At 60.1% G+C, this 17,772-nt stretch carries 13 protein-coding genes; 8 read left to right on the top strand and 5 right to left on the bottom strand.

Features of this window, described 5'->3' with window-relative positions; genetic code table 11:
• The first annotated feature begins 32 nt into the window (after positions 1-32).
• Positions 33-2,276, top strand: a complete 2,244-nt coding sequence (locus C6Y32_RS08885) for a DNA gyrase/topoisomerase IV subunit A (RefSeq protein WP_105204951.1) — start codon at positions 33-35, stop codon at positions 2,274-2,276.
• Positions 2,277-2,484: 208 nt separating this feature from the next.
• Here the strand turns inward: C6Y32_RS08885 and C6Y32_RS08880 are convergent, their stop codons facing one another.
• The gene (locus C6Y32_RS08880) at positions 2,485-3,675 is read right to left on the bottom strand and encodes an RNA polymerase sigma factor (protein ID WP_105204950.1); all 1,191 of its coding nucleotides are present in this window, start codon (positions 3,673-3,675) and stop codon (positions 2,485-2,487) included.
• Positions 3,676-4,578: 903 nt separating this feature from the next.
• Between C6Y32_RS08880 and C6Y32_RS08875 the strand changes: the two genes are divergently transcribed.
• The 3 genes from C6Y32_RS08875 to C6Y32_RS08870 all read left to right on the top strand — a co-directional run bounded on the left by C6Y32_RS08875 (position 4,579) and on the right by C6Y32_RS08870 (position 10,019).
• The gene (locus C6Y32_RS08875; RefSeq protein WP_129589424.1) at positions 4,579-7,047 is read left to right on the top strand and encodes a hypothetical protein; all 2,469 of its coding nucleotides are present in this window, start codon (positions 4,579-4,581) and stop codon (positions 7,045-7,047) included.
• Positions 7,037-7,201 carry a hypothetical protein gene (locus tag C6Y32_RS15370; protein ID WP_164998196.1) on the top strand — a complete coding sequence of 55 codons (165 nt, stop codon included), beginning with the start codon at positions 7,037-7,039 and terminating at the stop codon, positions 7,199-7,201. Before C6Y32_RS08875 ends, C6Y32_RS15370 begins: the two co-directional genes overlap by 11 nt.
• Before the next feature lie 277 nt (positions 7,202-7,478).
• Positions 7,479-10,019 (top strand): InlB B-repeat-containing protein, encoded by a 2,541-nt coding sequence (locus tag C6Y32_RS08870; protein ID WP_105204948.1) that lies wholly within the window; start codon positions 7,479-7,481, stop codon positions 10,017-10,019.
• A 257-nt stretch (positions 10,020-10,276) separates the two neighbouring features.
• Here the strand turns inward: C6Y32_RS08870 and C6Y32_RS08865 are convergent, their stop codons facing one another.
• The 3 genes from C6Y32_RS08865 to C6Y32_RS08855 all read right to left on the bottom strand — a co-directional run bounded on the left by C6Y32_RS08865 (position 10,277) and on the right by C6Y32_RS08855 (position 12,809).
• Positions 10,277-10,852: a GNAT family N-acetyltransferase gene (locus C6Y32_RS08865; RefSeq protein ID WP_105204947.1), complete on the bottom strand. Its 576-nt coding sequence runs from the start codon at positions 10,850-10,852 to the stop codon at positions 10,277-10,279.
• Positions 10,853-11,123: 271 nt separating this feature from the next.
• Positions 11,124-11,744, bottom strand: coding sequence for a response regulator transcription factor (locus C6Y32_RS08860; protein ID WP_105204946.1), 621 nt, complete (start codon positions 11,742-11,744; stop codon positions 11,124-11,126).
• Between the two features lie 3 nt (positions 11,745-11,747).
• Complete coding sequence (locus C6Y32_RS08855; RefSeq protein ID WP_105204945.1) at positions 11,748-12,809, bottom strand: sensor histidine kinase; 1,062 nt, start codon at positions 12,807-12,809, stop codon at positions 11,748-11,750.
• Positions 12,810-13,017: 208 nt separating this feature from the next.
• Here C6Y32_RS08855 and C6Y32_RS08850 point away from each other — a divergent pair, with 208 nt between their 5' ends.
• Genes C6Y32_RS08850 through C6Y32_RS08840 form a run of 3 tightly spaced genes read left to right on the top strand, consistent with a single transcriptional unit; the run spans position 13,018 to position 16,298 of the window.
• The gene (locus C6Y32_RS08850; RefSeq protein WP_105204944.1) at positions 13,018-13,950 is read left to right on the top strand and encodes an ABC transporter ATP-binding protein; all 933 of its coding nucleotides are present in this window, start codon (positions 13,018-13,020) and stop codon (positions 13,948-13,950) included.
• 13 nt (positions 13,951-13,963) lie between these two features.
• Positions 13,964-15,100, top strand: a complete 1,137-nt coding sequence (locus C6Y32_RS08845) for an ABC transporter permease (RefSeq protein WP_105204943.1) — start codon at positions 13,964-13,966, stop codon at positions 15,098-15,100.
• Positions 15,087-16,298: an ABC transporter permease gene (locus C6Y32_RS08840; protein WP_105204942.1), complete on the top strand. Its 1,212-nt coding sequence runs from the start codon at positions 15,087-15,089 to the stop codon at positions 16,296-16,298. The genes C6Y32_RS08845 and C6Y32_RS08840 overlap by 14 nt, the downstream gene beginning before the upstream one ends.
• A 71-nt stretch (positions 16,299-16,369) precedes the next feature.
• On the opposite strand, the gene C6Y32_RS08835 is transcribed toward C6Y32_RS08840, so the two are convergent.
• On the bottom strand, positions 16,370-17,134 hold the full coding sequence (locus C6Y32_RS08835) for a MerR family transcriptional regulator (protein ID WP_105204941.1): 765 nt from the start codon (positions 17,132-17,134) through the stop codon (positions 16,370-16,372).
• A gap of 329 nt (positions 17,135-17,463) precedes the next feature.
• On the opposite strand from C6Y32_RS08835, the gene secG reads away from it, so the two are divergent.
• On the top strand, positions 17,464-17,715 hold the full coding sequence (secG, locus tag C6Y32_RS08830; protein ID WP_105204940.1) for a preprotein translocase subunit SecG: 252 nt from the start codon (positions 17,464-17,466) through the stop codon (positions 17,713-17,715).
• Positions 17,716-17,772 lie beyond the last annotated feature (57 nt).

Genomic DNA, 17,772 nt, shown 5'->3' with positions numbered 1-17,772 from the left:
CGGCATATGACCTGTTAGAAAGTGAGAGCTGTATGGCACCCAGAAAGAAAAAAGAACCCACCGTCAAAAAACAGGTGAATCCCAACGCCGAGATAGCCGGCGCCGGCATCGTCGTCGAGCAGCCCATCGTGCAGACGCTGGAAGAAAACTATATGCCCTACGCCATGAGCGTCATCGTCTCGCGCGCGCTGCCCGAGATCGACGGCTTTAAGCCCGCCCACCGCAAGATCCTCTACACCATGTACAAAATGGGCCTGCTCAAGGGCCCGCGCTCCAAGTCGGCCAACATCGTGGGCTCCACTATGAAATTAAACCCCCACGGCGACGCCGCCATCTACGAGACCATGGTCCGCCTGTCGCGGGGCAACCAAACGCTTTTGCACCCCTATGTCGACTCGAAGGGCAACTTCGGTAAGGGCTACTCCCGCGACATGTCCTATGCTGCCAGCCGCTATACCGAGGCCAAGCTCGACGATATCTGCGGCGAACTGTTCCGCGACATCGACAAAGATACCGTCGACTTTATCGACAACTACGACAGCACCACCAAAGAGCCCACCCTGCTGCCGGTCACCTTTCCCACCATCCTCACCAACTCCACCATCGGCATCGCCGTGGGCATGGCCAGCGCCATCTGTTCGTTTAACCTCAAAGAGGTGTGCGACACCACCATCGGCCTCATCAAAGACCCCGATTTCGATATCGCCGGTACCCTCAAGGCGCCCGACTTTGCTATCGGCGGCATCTACCTCTATGACGAGCAGGAGATGAAGCGGGTCATCGACACCGGCCGCGGCAGCTTAAAGATACGCGCCCGCTACCGCTACGACGAAAAAGAAAACTGTATCGAGATCACCGAGATACCGCCCACCACCACCGTCGAGGCCATCATCGACAAGATCGTCGACCTCACCAAGCAGGGCAAGGTGCGCGAGCTAAACGACGTCCGCGACGAGACCGACCTCTCCGGCCTCAAGATCACCCTCGATCTAAAGCGCCGGGTCGACCCCGATAAGCTCATGGCCAAGCTGCTGCGCATGACCCCGCTGCAGGACAATTTCTCCTGCAACTTTAATGTGCTCATCGCCGGCAGCCCGCGGGTGATGGGGGTCAGGGAACTGCTGAACGAGTGGATCGCCTTCCGCCGCGAATGCGTCAAGCGCCGCATCTACTTCGACCTCAAAAAGAAAAAAGACCGGCTGCACCTGCTGCTGGGCCTGGCGAAAATCCTGCTGGATATCGACAAGGCGGTGGCCATCGTCCGCGAGACCGAGGAGGAGCAGGAAGTGGTGCCCAACCTGATGATCGGGTTTGGCATCGACAAGATACAGGCGGAGTACGTGGCCGAGATCAAGCTGCGCCACCTAAACCGCGAGTACATCATCGGCCGCACCAGTGAAAAAGATCAGCTGCAAGACGAGATCGCCCGCATGGAGGAGATCTTAAAGAGCGCCAAAAAGCTGGATAAGATCATCATCGACGAGCTCAAAGAGGTGGCCAAAAAGTACGGCCAGCCCCGCCTGACCGAGATCTCTTACACCGACGACCTGATCTACGAGCCCGAGAGCGAGCAGGTACAGGCCTACGATGTCAAACTGTTTTTCACCAGCGAGGGCTACTTCAAAAAGATCACCCCCCAGTCCTGGCGCATGAGCAGCGTGCACAAGCTCAAAGACGGTGACACCGTCGTGCAGGAGATCGATACCCAAAACGACTGCGATCTGCTGTTTTTCACCGACCGCTGCCAGGTCTATAAGGCCAAAGCCGCCCAGTTCGACGACACCAAAGCCAGCCTCATCGGCGACTTTATCCCCGCCAAGCTCGAGATGGAGCAGGGCGAGCGGGCCCTCTACATGGTGCCCACCCGCGACTACAGCGGCTACATGCTGTTTTTCTTTGCCAGCGGCAAGATCGCCAAGGTGAACCTCTCCGCCTACCAGACCAAGCAAAACCGCCGCAAGCTGGTGGGCGCCTACAGCGACAAGTCGCCGCTGGTGGCGGTGTACTGGGTGCCCGAGGACAGCGAGTTTTTGCTGCGCACCTCGCTGGACCGCATGCTCATCGTCAACTCGGCGCTCATCGCCCCCAAACAGACCAAAAACACCCAGGGTGTGGCCGGCATCAAGCTCACCAAAAATGCAGTGCTGCAAACGGTGGTGCCGCTGGCGCGAGCCGAGCTGCAAGACGAGCACCGCTACCGCACCAAGACCATCCCCTCCATGGGGGCCAAAATAGCCGCCGAAGACCTGGCCAGCCAGCTGACTTTGGGCCAGTAAAAGCTGCCTTCTCATAAAAAATAGCCGCGTCCCTTCTAAAATAGGGCCGCGGCTATTTTTTTATAGCGGTCCAAAACCCGCACTTTGGACGTGGTCGTGCAGCTGGCAGTAGACAGCGGCCGGTTTTTTCAAAAAATATGCCGCCTGGACCCAGGCCCCTTGTACAGAGAGCGCCCCCAAACGCGAGTAACTGCCAAGCCTATCTTCTTTATTCCCCAGCTACGCGGTCGGCCTGCCCGCCGGTAAGCGAAAACGGCACGGCACTGGTGTTTCCCAGCCGGTCGCTGCTCAGCAGGGTATAGCTGCCGTTTGGCAGTGCGGCGGCGTAGCAGCCGCCTTCCACCTTATCCAAATAGGTCGCTTCGCCGCGTGCGTCTACCACCCGCAAGCTGTCGGCTGCCAGCCCGCTGTCATCGTGCACGGTAAAGTACACCAGTTCTTCGGTGGGCCGTATCTCGGCCAGTGTCGGCCCCTGTCGGTCCAGATCGGTCACCGTCACCTGCCGGCGGTGTACCCGGCCGGTATTCGCTATCGCCCGCAGCGTATAAGTCCCGTTTTGGGAGATGGGCAACGTGTAGCACCCGTCTTTGCCCCGGGCCATATCGGTGGTGTGGCCGCTGCTGTCGCTCAGTCCCCCCCGCGGGGCGGGTATCCCGCCGATACAGGCGGTGAGTATCGCCGCCGCGGGCGACTGTTGCAGCTCGCAGTGCAGGGCAAACGGGGCCAGCTGCACCCCGCCCACACACAAAATAGCGGGGGCCCCCACCGCCGCCGCTACCGCACTGCCCGGCAGCGCCGGTCTCGGCAGCTGCCGGCAGCTGTACCGCAGCAAAAGCCCCATCGGCACCAGCGCAAAGGTGCCGCCCAACTGCTGCCGCAGCGCGCGTTTGGCCGCCGTCAGCAGCCGGTCTACCGTACTGGTAGAGCACTGCATCATCTCTGCGATCTGGGCCACCGTGTACTGGCTAAAGTAGCGCAGAGCCAGCACCTGCCGCTGTCTCTGCGGCAGTTTGGCAATAGCCGCCGACACAGTCAGCGCCGTATCGCGCAGCTGCAGGTCCTGGGGGCTGGGCAGCTGTGCGGCCTGCTCCAGGTCGGCCTCTGCTACCGGTTTGGCCCTGGCCTGGGCCCGGCGGATGTTCTGGCACACCAGGTAGGTAGTGCGGTTTAAAAAAGCCACTACCGCCCGCGGCTTTTCCAGCTGCTGCAGCGAGCGGTGCAGCACCAGATAGCACTCCTGTACCGCGTCCTCCGCCAGCTGCTCATCGCCCAGTATCGACAGCGCCTGGTAGTACTGCGCGGCAGCTGTGGCCCGGTACAGCTGCGCAAAGGCCCGCTCGTCGCCGCCCCGCGCCCGTAGTACCAGCTGCTCCAGCTGGTGGTGTCCCAATTTTCCCATAATTTACCCCCTGTATGGCTGGCTGGTACGGCGGTATTATAGTACAAGTGCCGCCAAAATGCAAAAAATAAAAAACTTTGTCGAGCAGTGGGGTAAAAGTATCTGCCGGCGACACTTAGTTACATCTACTTTTATTCGGGGCCTCTTTGCGCCCCGCCGACAAACACAAAAAAGGGGAGACCAAAATTGAGACACCTTATACGAGGCAAGAACCGGCGTGGGGGCCGGTCTGTCGCGCTGGCTCTGGCCTGTGCTCTGCTGCTGGCCGCCTTTCCCACCCCGCCCAGCACGGCCCGGGCAGCCCAAAAAGACGGCTCGGTCACCCAGTGCACCGACCTCAACCAGATGTTTAATATCGTCAATGTAGCCGGTACGCCGACCACGATCAGGGAAAGCACGATCAGTATTTCAGGAAAAAATGCACAAGTTTGTGGTGGGGCAAAAAGCAAAAAAAAGATTTCGCTGCGAACTGATTGGGAGATAGAAATGTTGGTGACCTTACCGAGCCTATCTACCTGTCTGGCCAGCTGGTCGACCTTTAATATTTTTTCAGAGAATGGAAATGTATTACAATTTATACTGCTCAACCATACAACAGGTAGCAGTTCAGTAGGTTGGCATAGCAATTCAAATTGGGGAACCTGTACAGCGATCCTATACGGCGCACAGGGTTCTAGGAATGATTTTGGCCCGAGTGCAGCAATTAGCGGGTATCAAAAAAAGATATCTGCGAGTGATTTCGGCTCGCAAAAACCGGCCAGTTTATCCTATCATTGGGATAATATCACAAAACAAGGGACCTTTACGTTCGTTTACAATGGTCATACTACGGTATTTGTAAATAACAAGATTTCAGATGAGACAGTATATCTATCGCTGGAAGGAGCGGTTGAAGCGAGCGGAGTGAGCCATTATCTTACATCGCAGATGCAGTTCACCGGCTTTCGCTACACCCAGTACCAGCCCACCATGTCGGTGCGCTTTCTCGACCCCGGCGACAATACAAAAGAGCTGCATTACGCCCTGCCCGGCGATACCGTCACCGTCGAGGCCACCGCCCAGAACATCGGCAGCACCTACAGCTTTCCCGCCGCCCTCAAAAACAGCGACCTAAACGCCCATGTGGGCATAACGCCCTGTACCGGCAGCGACCAGAAGATCTATATCGGCAGCACCCCCGTCGCCACCGATACCACCCACGACATCACCAAAGACAGCGGCATCGCCTTTTCGCTGCCCACCGGTGACGACGCGGTCACCATCCGCTACAACGCCACCGTCACCGGCGATTCCGGCACCACCGCCACCGTCTACCAGCGGCTACAAGACGATTTCTTTAAAAACAACTACTACCACCAGTCCTCGCTTACAGTGGGCGCGCCCATGGTGTCGGATGACGAGGACCCCGACCACTACGACTATATCGTAGAGGGCCCGGCCGGTGAAAATGGCTGGTATACCGGTACCGTCACCATCGCCCTGGCTCCCGACAGCACCTACGACGAACTGTACTTCGCCGGCGCCGCCGCCCCCAGCGAGAACGGCCAAAAACAGTTTGAAACCGACACCGCCGGCACCCAGACAGATTTTTACGGCGTACAGACCTCCGACGGCAAGCGCTCCGGCGACACCAGCGAGACCCTCAAGATCGACAGCGCCGCTCCCACCCTGCAGCTCACCGACCGCGGCACCATGTCTTTTTCTCTAAAAGATAGCCTCTCCGGCGTGTGGAAGCTGCAGGTAAAACTGCCCGGCGGCGGTTGGCAGGATCTACAGCTCTACGCTCTCACCGACGGGGCCGGCGACCCAGTCCAGACCGCCGCCCACACCGGCTTTACCGGCCTGCCAAACGGCACCTACCAGTATCGGGCAGTCGATGCAGCGGGCAACACCAGCGACCCGGTCACCGTTAAAAAGACCGATGTGGCCCCGGTCATCGTGGCCGACGACACAGCCACGGTCCAGCACAGTGCCGCCACAGCCGACTCGCTGTCGCCGCAGGCGGTGTTCGATATGATCGCCGGCGACGATATTGCCGTCACCGCCCCTGCCGGCAGCGTCAAAACACCGGCGGTGCACAATACGCTGCCCACCGTCGACGGCGCCGCCCGCATCCAGCTGTACGATGAGCAGATCAGCTGGCGTCTCGAGCAGCCGGGCAGCAGTTTCACACCGCAGACCGGTGCCGCCAGCACCACGCGCATCCCGGTCGACCTGCCCTGCGGCAAGTATATCCTCACCTTCAGCCAAAACGGTGCCGATGACGACGGCCACACCGCCCCGCCCAAGGTCTGTACCCTGTACGTGGTAGAGGGCCAGGCTCCCGACGTGCAGCCCGGCGGCGACACCACCTACCCCGACGGTCGCCCTGACACAGACCCCGATGACGCGGTATTTCCCCCAGACCAGCCCGAGCCCGATATCGACGACCAGGGTCAGGTGCACCGCACCCTCATCGACCAGATCACCGAGCAGCTGCAAGACCCGCCAGCCGGCGGCGGGCGGTACACCCGGCAAAATATGCTGGACCTATTTGCCGGCCGCTATCAGGTCACCTCCTCCCAGCCCGATGGCCTGCTCCAGTGGGGCCAGCTGCACATCACCCACCAGGGCCAGCCGGCGTCAGAGCTCGGCACCACCCGCCCCGGCCAGTACATCATCACCCGCACCGCCACCGACAGCGCCGGCAACACCACCACCATCCAGCTCACCTATACCTTTGTCGAGCGCCCGGTGGTAGATCCGCCCCACGTACAGCCCGGCGACGGTCCCATCCAGCCCGATTGGCCCCAAAACCCCGATCAGCTGCCGGAGGTCACCGTCACGCCCGACGGCCAAAACCCCACCATCAGCCACGCGCTGCTGCGCGACGAGTTGGTGCAGGATATCGGCATCGCCCCGCCGTTTGGCGGCCACCTCAGCGCCCAGACAGCGGCCGGCTGGTTCGACGGCCGCTACCGGCTGCAGTCGGCGCTGCCCTACCCGGCCGACACGCTCACCTATTCGCCCATTCAAATACTCGACAGCCAGGGCCGCGACATCACCGCGCTAGGTATCGACACCACCGCTCCCGGCAGCTATACCATCCGCCGCACCGCCACCGATCTGCTGGGCAACACCACCACCGTCGAGCTGTCCTATCAGCTCACCCAGCGCCAGGCCCAGATAGAGCCGGGCGAGACCGGCACCTCGACCGGCGACGGCGGCCACCAGTCCGGTAGCGACGGCGCGAATGGCGGCGTAAATACCGGCGAACACCGCCGCTGCTGGGTGCACTGGCTGGCACTGCTGGCGGCCGGGTGCACCGCCGGCTATACCTGGCTGGTGCTGCGCCGACAGGATGAGGAGGAGCAAGATCCCAATGAGATATAGAGACCTGTTTTTCTACAGCGGTATGACCGCTATCGCCTGCCTGCTGTGGGCACTGCGCGGCTGCGCACTGGATATGGGGACTATCCTGTTGCTGGCAGTCGCCGTCCTGCTCTCGCTGGCGGTGCTGCTGCGCCGCGAAAAAAGGCGAAAATAGCGATTCCTGAAACCGTTCAGCCAATTTAAAAAGCCCACCGGGAGTCTGCCTCCAGTGGGCTTTTTGGCCGTCTGGCCGCGGCGGGCGCCCATGGGCTCTCGCCGATGACTGCCCAAAACAGCAGTGTAGAGACAGAAATATTTTCCAGCTGCTCCCATCGTCATTTTTTTGACAAATTGTAGATGACAGGCGTATAATGAGGTAACAAATATGTTTATTTTTCTTATAAACAGAGCGATTATTGTGACCATCAGTGTGTGATGGGGAGGATTATGTTATGAAAAAACGCTTTTGCGCCTGGGCGCTTTCACTGCTTTTGGCAGTCTCGCTCTTTACCCCAGTCCCCACCGCACAAGAAGGCGTCGTGCTGCGGGTGGGCCCCGGCGGCGACTGTGCCACCGCCCAGCAGGCTTTGGATAGCCTCAGCGCCGATACCGGCGCGCTCACACTGATCTTCACCGCCGACTTGGGCGAGCAGGGCACGCTCGAGCTGCCGCCAGATAAAGGCATCACCACAGTCACGCTGGGCAGCAACGACGGCGGGCTCTACACAGTGGGTGCCTACGAAGTGTACGCCAGCGGTATCCCCCTCACAGTAGACGGGGTAAAGATAAACTACCTGTACGGCGGCGGCCACAACCAGACGGTGCCCTCCACCAGCGTCACCGTGCGCAGCGGAAGTGTTCGCTGGCTGCTGGGCGGTGGTGGGGCCGACGTGGCGGGCGGCGTGGCACAGGTCACCGGCCAGGTGTCCATCCGCTTTGAAAATGCCGACGTAGCGCCTTACTCTAACAATGACGACTATCTCTGGGGCGGTGGCGGCACCAGCACTGCCGGTACCGATGTGTCGGTGGGCTCGGTCTCCATCTCCATCTCCGGCACCACGATGCAGCGCGAGATCATGGGCGGCAGCTACGTATCAGCGCGTGATGCCGTCGGCAACACCGGCCACGTGGACATTGCCATCAGCGATTGTACCATCGAGGGGGATGTGTACGGCGGCGGGGAGAGCAGTGGCACATCGGCTACATCCACCTCTCAAAGCACCCGTATCGCCATTCAAAACAGCACTTTCCCCCTGTACGACGGCACTTATGGCGGCAACATCTTGGGCGGTGGCTTTATCATGAATACTGACGGCTGCGTCGACGTGCTGGGCAGCGCCGTGCTCGATATAAAAAACAGTACCATCACCGCCGCCATCGGCGGCCCGCTGGCTTTTTCCAGCAAAACGGCCCGGGCCGGCAGCACTTCGGTCACCCTCACCGGCTGCACCGTGCGCGAGTTGGTCTGCGGCGGCAGCTACAGCGGCGACGGGGTGGCCGCCGTCTATAGCGGCAGCAGCGCGGTGCACATCGTAGATGGCATCACCTTCCCGAGCGGCGGCGCCATCTACACCCAGGGCTATGTCGAGGAAGATGGCACCGCCACCGTCGAGGGCGCCAGCACCCTCACCATCACCGGCAGCCCGGTCACCGTCGACCTGCTCGACGGTGTCACCGACCTGGCGCTGGGTGACCCGCTCACCGTCACCGGCCAGTATATCCCAGTCGATCCCGACCGCCCGGCCGCAGTGTCGCTGCTGGGCACTGGCTGGCGGCATCAGGATGCGCTCATCTCCTACCAGGGTCAGGATACTGCCGCCAGCTGGTTTACCTTTGCCGACGACAGTCCGGCCGCATTTCAGCCGGGGCCCCCGGCGGTGTGGTCGCTCAATACCCCCGATATACGCGTCACCACCCAGATACAGGGGCAGGGGAGCATCGATCCCAGCGGCCCGCAGACAGTGCCCTGGAACAGCACCGTCACCTTTACCGCCCACCCGGCTGCCGGCTGGCAGCTCGACAGCGTCACCGCCGGCGGACAGCCGGTAGAGGTCGCGCAAAACAGCTTCTCTCTGCCGTCGCTGCGGGCCGATGTAGCCCTAAATATCACCTTTAGGCCGCTGCCGGTACAGCTGCAAGACCCCGATACCCAGGTGCAGCTGGTCTGTCCGCCCGAGTCGCTGCCCGCCGGGGCCGACCCCGCCCAGATCCACCTGCAGGTAGAGCCGGTCGACCGACAGAGCGATGACTGGAACACCGTCCATACCGCCCTGGCCGACCGGGCCGATCAGCTCGTCGCCTTCGATATCGGTCTTTACCTGCAAGATACCAAGGTGCAGCCCGGCGGCAAGGTGCAGGTGTCCATCCCCATTCCCGCCGGGTTCGACCGCAGCCGGCTGCTCATCTACCGGGTCGAGCCCACCGGCGACCTGGTGCAGTACCCGGTCACCGTATCCGGCGATCTGGCCCAGTTCGAGACCGATCACTTCAGCTACTACGTGCTGGTCCAGCAGGCGGCGCAGTCGCCGCTGCCGGCCGAGAGCACCCTGTATTTTGCCGATGCTGCCGGCGGTCGGGTGCTGGCCCGCGCCGGTTCGGCGCAGGTGCGGTCCGGCCAGCCGCTGCCCGTCGGCACCGCCGTGCAGTTTACCGCCGTACCCGCCAGCGGTTACCAGTTTTCCCGCTGGCAGGTCGATGACCGCGCGGTCGCTGCCGGTGCCGACGGCACGCTCACCGTCACCGTGACCGAAGGGGCGCAAACGGTCACCGCCATCTTTGTCCCGGCGCCGACAGGCGGCAGCGAGGAGCCCACCGCCCCCACCACTGTTCCAGCCGGCTCCGGGGCGCCCGGCACTGCGCCGGTCCCCACCGGCGACCACACCGCGCTGCCGGCCGCGGCGGCGCTGGCACTGGTGTTGGGGCTGGTGTTAGGGCTGGCCTTAGCCGCCGCGGTACCGGGCATCTGCCGCCGGCGGGCAGGCGGCCCCCACTAGTTTTCACATCTGCCATAAATAAAAAGAGGGAAGGCTCAAAGGGCAGTCCCAGAAGGAAGTAATTCCTATGTAAGTTACGGTGTAACCTCGAAAAGAGGTTGCACCGTTTCTTTTTATGCTGTGAAGTAATAATTTTACAAATTTTGGTCTATAAAATCCGATACTCGTTATCCCTGTGGACATCATTTATTATCATATGATTTTGACAACAAAAAACCGATGACAAGTGATTTTTTCACAAGCCATCGGTTAAGAAATCAGTATTGTTTTTTATTCCTGCAAACTGGAATTTCGTGCATATCGTAATTTATCTTTACCATATGAATATGGTCTTCCCAAATTCCGTTGATATTTAGATAATATTTTGAAAGCCCCTCATTTATAAACTGATTTTTTTCTAAAACTCTTAAAGATGCTCTGTTCTTCGGCATCACATTCGCTTCAATTCGGTGCAAGCCTAATTCTTCAAATGCATATTTTGTCAGCATACCTACTGCCATAGACATATACCCTTTATTTACAAAACCTACATCTAATTTATATCCCAAAAAAGCAGAGCAGAAAGCTCCCCATACGACGTTATTCAAACCGATTATCCCTATAATTTTTTGAGGATGGTCTGTTGATTTGATATAAAAACGAAAGGCGGTCTTTTCTTTACAGCGTTTCATTTCACTTCTCAAAACTTCTTGCTGATAATCTAAAGAAAAGAACTCCTCGCTTCGTATAGGTTCAAAGGCTTCTAAAAAGTCTCTGTTTCTCCTATAGTAATCAATTACCTGTTCGGCAAGTGATAGGTCTGCCGGAACAAGTTGCATATACTGATTTTTCATTATAAACCTCTTCAAATTCAAAGTTGTCTATCTCGTAGAACAAAACTATATTTTGTTCTTATATCAAAAAATTCATATTTTTAAAAATTTCAGTATTTTCTTTTATCTGCCAAAAGAAAACACCGACAAAACTTTACGGTTCTTCTCGGTACTCCTCTAACGGTTACTTATGCAATAACCGATAATTCAGTATGTCTATTGCTTTCTAAAATACTTCCTTATAAGGCGATACCAAAGCGTCCCCTCTTTTATGTCTGCTATCTGCCCGCCGCTACTTCTGCCGGTAGTAAAATACCGCCAGCTGGGTGCGGTCGCGCAGGTCCAGTTTTTCCAAAATAGCACTCAGGTAATTGCGCACCGTCCCCTCACTCAAAAACAGCCGGTCGGCGATCTCGCGGTTCGAAAGCCCCAGCGCCACCAGCTCGGTCACCTCCCGCTCCCGCTCACTCAGCTGAAAGCCCGAGAGGTCCGGCCCCGCCGGGGCGCCCATCAGGTCGGGCAGCTTGTGCACCACCTCGTCGCCAAATACGCTCTGCCCCGAGTACACCGCCCGCAGCGCCGGGGCGATGGCCTCTATATCCTGCTTGATAAGATACCCCTTGGCCCCCATCTGCAGCGCGTCGCGGATGTAGTCGTTGTCCGAAAAAGTGGTCAAAAATAAAATGCGCGCCAACGGCCATTGAGCCAGTATCTGCCGCGCCGCCTCAAGCCCGGTCATCCCCTTCATCTGGATATCGATGAGCAGGATGTCCGGCTCGTACCGGCGGTACAGCTCCACCGCCTGCTGGCCGCTGGTGCCGGTGCCCAGCACCTCGATGTCGTCCTGGACCTGCAAGATCGTCTGCAGCGAGGCGCAGACGAACGGGTCGTCGTCAATAATGAGGATATCCATCGCTCAGTGCTCCTTTGGTATCGATATAAACAGGCGAAACCCATTTTGGTAGCCGGCGGTAAATACCCCGCCCAGCGCCTCGACCCGGTCGCGCATGTTCTGCAGTCCAATGCCGCGCCCGCCCTCTGCCGGTCGGCGGCTGCCGTTGTCCTGGATGATGAGCTGGTACAGCGCCGGGTGCTCGATGGCCCGCACTGTGGCCCCGGTGGCGTCCGAGTGGCGGGCAATGTTCGACAGCGCCTCCCGCAAAATGGCGATAAAGCAGTACTTTACCTCCCGCGGCGCGTCCTCTATCTCACACTCCAGCTGCACCGGGCAAAAGGTGGTGCTCTCGGCCAGCGCCCGCAGCTGCACCCCCAGGTCTACCGACTCGTCGTGCAGGTCGTGTACACTGCTGCGAATGTTGTCCATGGCCCCCGAAAGCGTGGCCTTCACCTGGTCCAGCTGCTCCCGCAGCGGCTCCTGGTCCCGGTACACCACCTCCAAAGCCCCCACCTGCAGCAGCGAGCGGGTCAGCAGGTGCCCCACATTGTCGTGTATCTCGCGGGCAATGCGGTTGCGCTCGGCCAGGGTAGCCAGGCGCACCTCATAATCCTGTTTTTCCATCAGGTCGTGGTTTTTCTGCTGCAGGTTTATCGCCGCCTCCCGGGTGTTGTCCTGCAGCAGGTAGTAGCGGCTAAAAATATCCGCCAGCGCGGCGGTCTTGCGGGCCAGCAGCACCGCCAGCAGGCAAAACCCGGTCAGGGTGGCCGTCAGGCTGGGCTCGGTGCGGCGCAGGCTCACCGCCAGCGGCACCAGCCACCCCAGGCGCAGGTACCACCGGTCCTGCCCGGTGCAGTCGTAGCAGCACAGCGGCAAAAACAGCAAAAACAGCGGGTACACACAGCACAGCAGCAGGTAGGGCAGCGTGCACGCCGGGCCCCACCGGCGCGGCAGGTAGCTGCACAGCGCCGTCAGCGCCACCGCTGTCAGCAGCCCCACCACCGCAAAGGTCCCGGCGTCCTGCGCCAGCGATAAAAGCAGGCACAACACCAGCAAAACGGCCTTATCCACGATCTTCTGCATCCGCTCACCCCCGCTTGCTCTTCTGTCTCTAGCATAACAAAAGCCGGTCCTTTATGCAATCGCACCCGGCTACATGTGACAATTGTCACCGCGACTCGTGCCCCCGCTCACTGCCCACCGCCGCCCCGGTGGGGTATACTGGTCATACCGGGCAGGGGAGAGCGATCCCCGCCGCCCACCACCCAAAAATAGAGAGGGGCGTATTCCATTGATCATAGAAGTAAAAAATCTCGTCAAGCGCTACGGCGACCTGGTCGCCCTCGACCACTTCGACCTGTCGGTGCAGGAGGGGGAGATCTTCGGCCTGCTGGGTCCCAACGGCTCGGGTAAGACCACCGCCATCAACTGCATGCTCTCGCTTTTACACTACGACCGCGGCGAGGTGTCGCTGTTCGGTTCCCCCATGAGCCCGCAAAACTACAAGAGCAAGCAGAAGATCGGCGTAGTCATGCAAAACGTGGCCGTGTTTCACGAGCTCACCGTGCTCGAGAATATCGACTATTTCTGTGGCCTTTACGTGGCCGACCGCAAAAAGCGCCGCGAGCTGGTCGATGAGGCCATCGATTTTGTGGGCCTGGGCGAGTACCGCAAGTTTCTGCCCAAAAAGCTCTCCGGCGGCCTGCTGCGGCGGCTCAACATCGCCTGTGGCATCGCCCACCGTCCCAGCCTCATCTTCATGGATGAGCCCACCGTGGCCGTCGACCCCCAGAGCCGCAACAACATCCTCGAGGGCATCCGCCGTCTCAACGCCCAGGGGGCCACCGTGGTCTACACCTCCCACTATATGGAGGAGGTCGAGCAGCTCTGCTCCCGCATCATGATCATGGACCGCGGCCGCGCTGTCGCCACTGGCACCAAAGAGGAGCTCAAGGCCATGATCCGCACCGGCGAAAAGCTCTTGGTCGAGCTGCCCGACCTGCCCGCCCCAGTGCTGCGCGAGATACAGGCCATCGACGGGGTGCGCCAGGTCAGTTACCAAAACGGCCAGCTCGTCGCCCACTGCATGATGGGCGGCCATCAGATGATCGCCGTGCTCGACCTGCTGCGCCAGCGACAGCTGCCCTTTGGGCGGGTGTTCTCCGAGCCGCCCACCCTAAACGACGTGTTTTTAGAGATCACCGGCAAACAACTGCGGGATTAAGGGGGAAAACGCCATGTTTTGCAACATCTATCTCAAGCGCATCCGCGCCGCCCTGCGCGACCCCACGACTCTGGTCTGGACCTGGGTGTTCCCGCTGATGATGGCCACTCTGTTCTATTTTGCCTTCGGCTCGCTCGACGAGACGGCCCAGCTGCAAACGGTGCCGGTAGCGGTGGTGCGCGACAGCGCCTACCAGCAGGACCAAACACTGCAGACCGCCCTGCAGCAGGTCTCGCAGGGCGACAGCGCCCTGCTCTCTATCACCTATGTCGACAGCACCCAGCAGGCCGATACACTGCTGCAAAATGAAAAGGTGTCCGGCTACATCCTGGCCGGTGATGTCCCCCAGCTGGCCGTCTCCGGCAGCGGCATAGAGCAGACGGTCCTGCGCGGCTTTCTCGACAGCTACCAGCAGACCAAAAACACCGTCTCCCGCGCCGTGGCCGCCGGCGTCAGCGATCCGCAGCAGCTGCGCGCGCTCATCGCCCGGCAAGACTTTACCGAGGGTATCAGCCTCACCAAAAACCCGGTCACCGAAAAGGTGGGCTACTTCTACGCGCTGCTGGCCATGGTCTGCCTCTACGGCAGCTTTCAGGGCCTCACCAGCGTCGACCGCCTGCAGGCCAACCTGTCGCCGGTGGGCGCCCGCCAAACGATAGCTCCCACCAACCGGCACATACTGGTCTCGGCCGATCTGCTCGGCGGCATCACCGTACACACGGCCTGTGTGGGTATCGTCGTCCTCTATATCCGCTACGTGTTGGGGGTAGATTTCGGCGGTAAAATGCCACTGGTGCTGCTCACCTGTCTGGTGGGCAGTCTGGTCGGGGTGGCCTTTGGCGCGCTGGTCTCGGTCAACCACCGCATCAAAGATGGGCCCAAGACCGCCATCCTCATCTCGGTCATCATGGTGCTCAGCTTTTTGTCCGGCCTCATGGTGTCCGGTATCAACTACACCGTGGCGCAAAAGCTGCCGGTGGTCTCCTGGCTCAATCCCGCCGCCCGCATCTCCGACGCCTTCTACTGCCTGTACTGCTACGATGGCTACAGCCAGTACTTCCTCAACATCGGTATCCTGCTGGCCATGGCTGCGGTCATGTTCGCCGCCACCGCCGCATTCGTAAGGAGGCAGCGCTATGAGAGTATTTAAGGCCTGTTTTCAAGTCATGTCCCGCAAAATGGGGGCGCTGGCCATCTACGTGGTCATCTTTATGGCCCTCTCGGTGCTGCTCACCGACATGAGCGCCCAGCAGCTCAGCACCGACTTTACCGCCGAAAAGCCCACCTTCACCATCATCGACCGCGACGGGGATACCCCCATCACCCAGGGCTTGCGCCGCTACCTGTCGCAAAACGGCACCGAGGTGCCGCTCAAAGACGAGATACAGGTGCTGCAAGACGCCACCTTCTACCGCGCCAGCGACTATATCGTCATCATCCCCCAGGGCTTTGCCGCCAGCTTTCTCACCGCCGCTCCGCTGCAATTACAAACAGTCACCACCCCCAACTCGGCCCGCGGCTACTACGCCGACAGTCTGGTCAGCCAGTACCTGCAAATGGTCCGCAGCAGTCTGCTGGCCGATCCCGGCGCCGACCCTGCGCAGGTCGTCGAGACCGCCATCAGCGACCTCGGTCAGCACGTGCAGGTCACCACCCGCCAGTTCGGCGAGGCCCAGCCCGTCAGCGAGAGCTACCACATCTTCTTTCGCATGCAGAGCTACATCCTCATGGTCATGGTCATGCTCTGCCTCAGCACGGTGACCATCGCCTTTGGCCGCCCCGATCTGCGCCGCCGCAACCTCTGCAGCCCCATGAACGCCGGCCGGCTCAACGGGCAGCTGTCGCTGTACAGCCTCATCATCAGCCTCTTTTGCTGGCTGCTGCTCACCCTGCTGGGCTTTGTCGTCTACCGCCGCGATCTGGCCGTGCTCGATATGCGGCTGCTGGGGCTCATGCTGCTCAACGCGCTGGTGTTCACGCTGGTGGCCATGGCCATCTCCATGCTGGCCGGCATCTTCATGAAGAGCCCCAACACTCAAAACGCCGTGGCCAACTTCGTCTCGCTGGGTCTCAGCTTTCTGGGCGGCGTGTTCGTCCCGCTGGAGTACCTGGGTCAAGGCATGCTGGCCGTGGCCCACTTTACCCCCACCTACTGGTACTCGGTAGCCCTCAACCGCATCTGTAAGATCAGCAGCTTTTCGGGCGGGGTCCCCGTCGAGATCTGGCAGGCTATGGGCGTGCAGCTGGGCTTTGCCGCCGCGCTACTGTGTATCGCCCTGGTCATGGCCAAATATGCCGGCCGGTCCGAGCGCGCGCTGCAGCAGTCCCACACCGAGCTGCAAAATTGACATGGGTGCAGCCATCTGCACCGCAACATAAAAAGAGGGGAGACTACCCGGTAGTCCCCCCTCTTTTGGCGTTATAGCGACTGGGTGTAGTGGGCGATCATATCGCGCAGGTACACCGCCCGCCCGGCAGTGCCCCGGTCGTAGTAGTCGCGAAAGCGGTCGTCGGCCACATAGCCCGCCGCCAGCGCCGCATGGGCCGCCGGGTCGTAGTGGCCCCAGCTGGCAGTCAGCCACTGGCGGTGCTTTTCGGCCAGCTCCCGCGCCGCCGGCGCGTCGGTCGGCGTCCCTGCGGCAAACAGCGCGTCCAGCTGCTGCAGGATCTCCTTTTCCAGCGCGGTAAAGCGGTCGTAGTCGGCCCGGCTCATGCAGAGCATCGCCGCGTTCGCGCTGTCGGCCGCTGCATCTCCGTATCTGGCCCGCACCTCTTTGCCGTAGCGGCGCTCATTTTCAGCCACCAGCTGCTCTTTAAAGCAGTCAAATCTCTCTTCCAATAAAAACACCTCCTGTGTGTCGTCAGCGGCCAGCACGCGGTCCACCGCGCCCAATAGCCGCTCCAGTTTCTCTCTTTTTTGCAGCAGACGGCGGCGGTGGTCGGTCAGTGCCTGCCGGCGGTCGTAGCTCGGGTCGCGCAGCAGCGCCCGTATCTCGCCCAGCTGTAGCCCCAACTCCCGGTAAAAGAGTATCTGCCACAGTGTGTCGGCCTGCTCGGCGCCGTACAGGCGGTAACCGGCGGCAGTGGTATGTTGGGGCGCCAGCAGGCCGATCTGGTCGTAATAGCGCAGGGTCCGGGGGCTTATCCCAGCCAGCTTTGCCAGTTGGCTCACGGTAAAAGACATCTGTCGGCCTCCTCATCACGCATTTCTGCTGTAACTATACGATAAGCCCTTACGCCGCGTCAAGGTAAAGCGCAAATTTGCGCCGGTGCCGGTACCGGGGGCCAAAAGTGGCAAAACACGCCAAAAAAGGCCGGCTATGAGCGCCGGCCCCCGGTCCATGGCACCCTATTCGCAAACGCCAAAAAGTAAGGTGATATGGACACTGGTAGTATACCCGCCGCTGGTTGGTGTATACAAAAATTTATCGACGCCATTGGTTGCTTTTTTATAGCAGATATGCTATTATATTGATTATTGTGAGAACATAGCTTTACTTCGGAGGTGGCACCGTGAACACAGTTCAGATCGTGGCGGGCGTACTACTGCTCATCTCCTGCCTGGTCATTATTTTAATGGTCATCATGCAGGAGCCGACATCCGGTATGTCAAACACCATCAGCGGCGGCTCGGCGCAGTCTTATTTGGGAAGCTCCGGCGGCAGGACTCCTGACGCACTGCTGGCCAAGTGGACCAAAATAGCGGGCGTTGCGTTTTTCGCGCTTACACTTTTAGTCGGTGTATTCGGAATATTTTCCAAATGAGAAAAACACCCTGCCACCTGGTGCAGGGTGTTTTGTTGTGTGTGCCCATCGGGGCGG

The sequence above is a fragment of the Neobittarella massiliensis (ex Bilen et al. 2018) genome (genome assembly GCF_900289145.1).
In the GTDB taxonomy this organism is placed as follows: Bacteria; Bacillota; Clostridia; order Oscillospirales; family Ruminococcaceae; genus Neobittarella; species Neobittarella massiliensis.
This window is presented reverse-complemented; position numbering and strand designations above follow the sequence as displayed.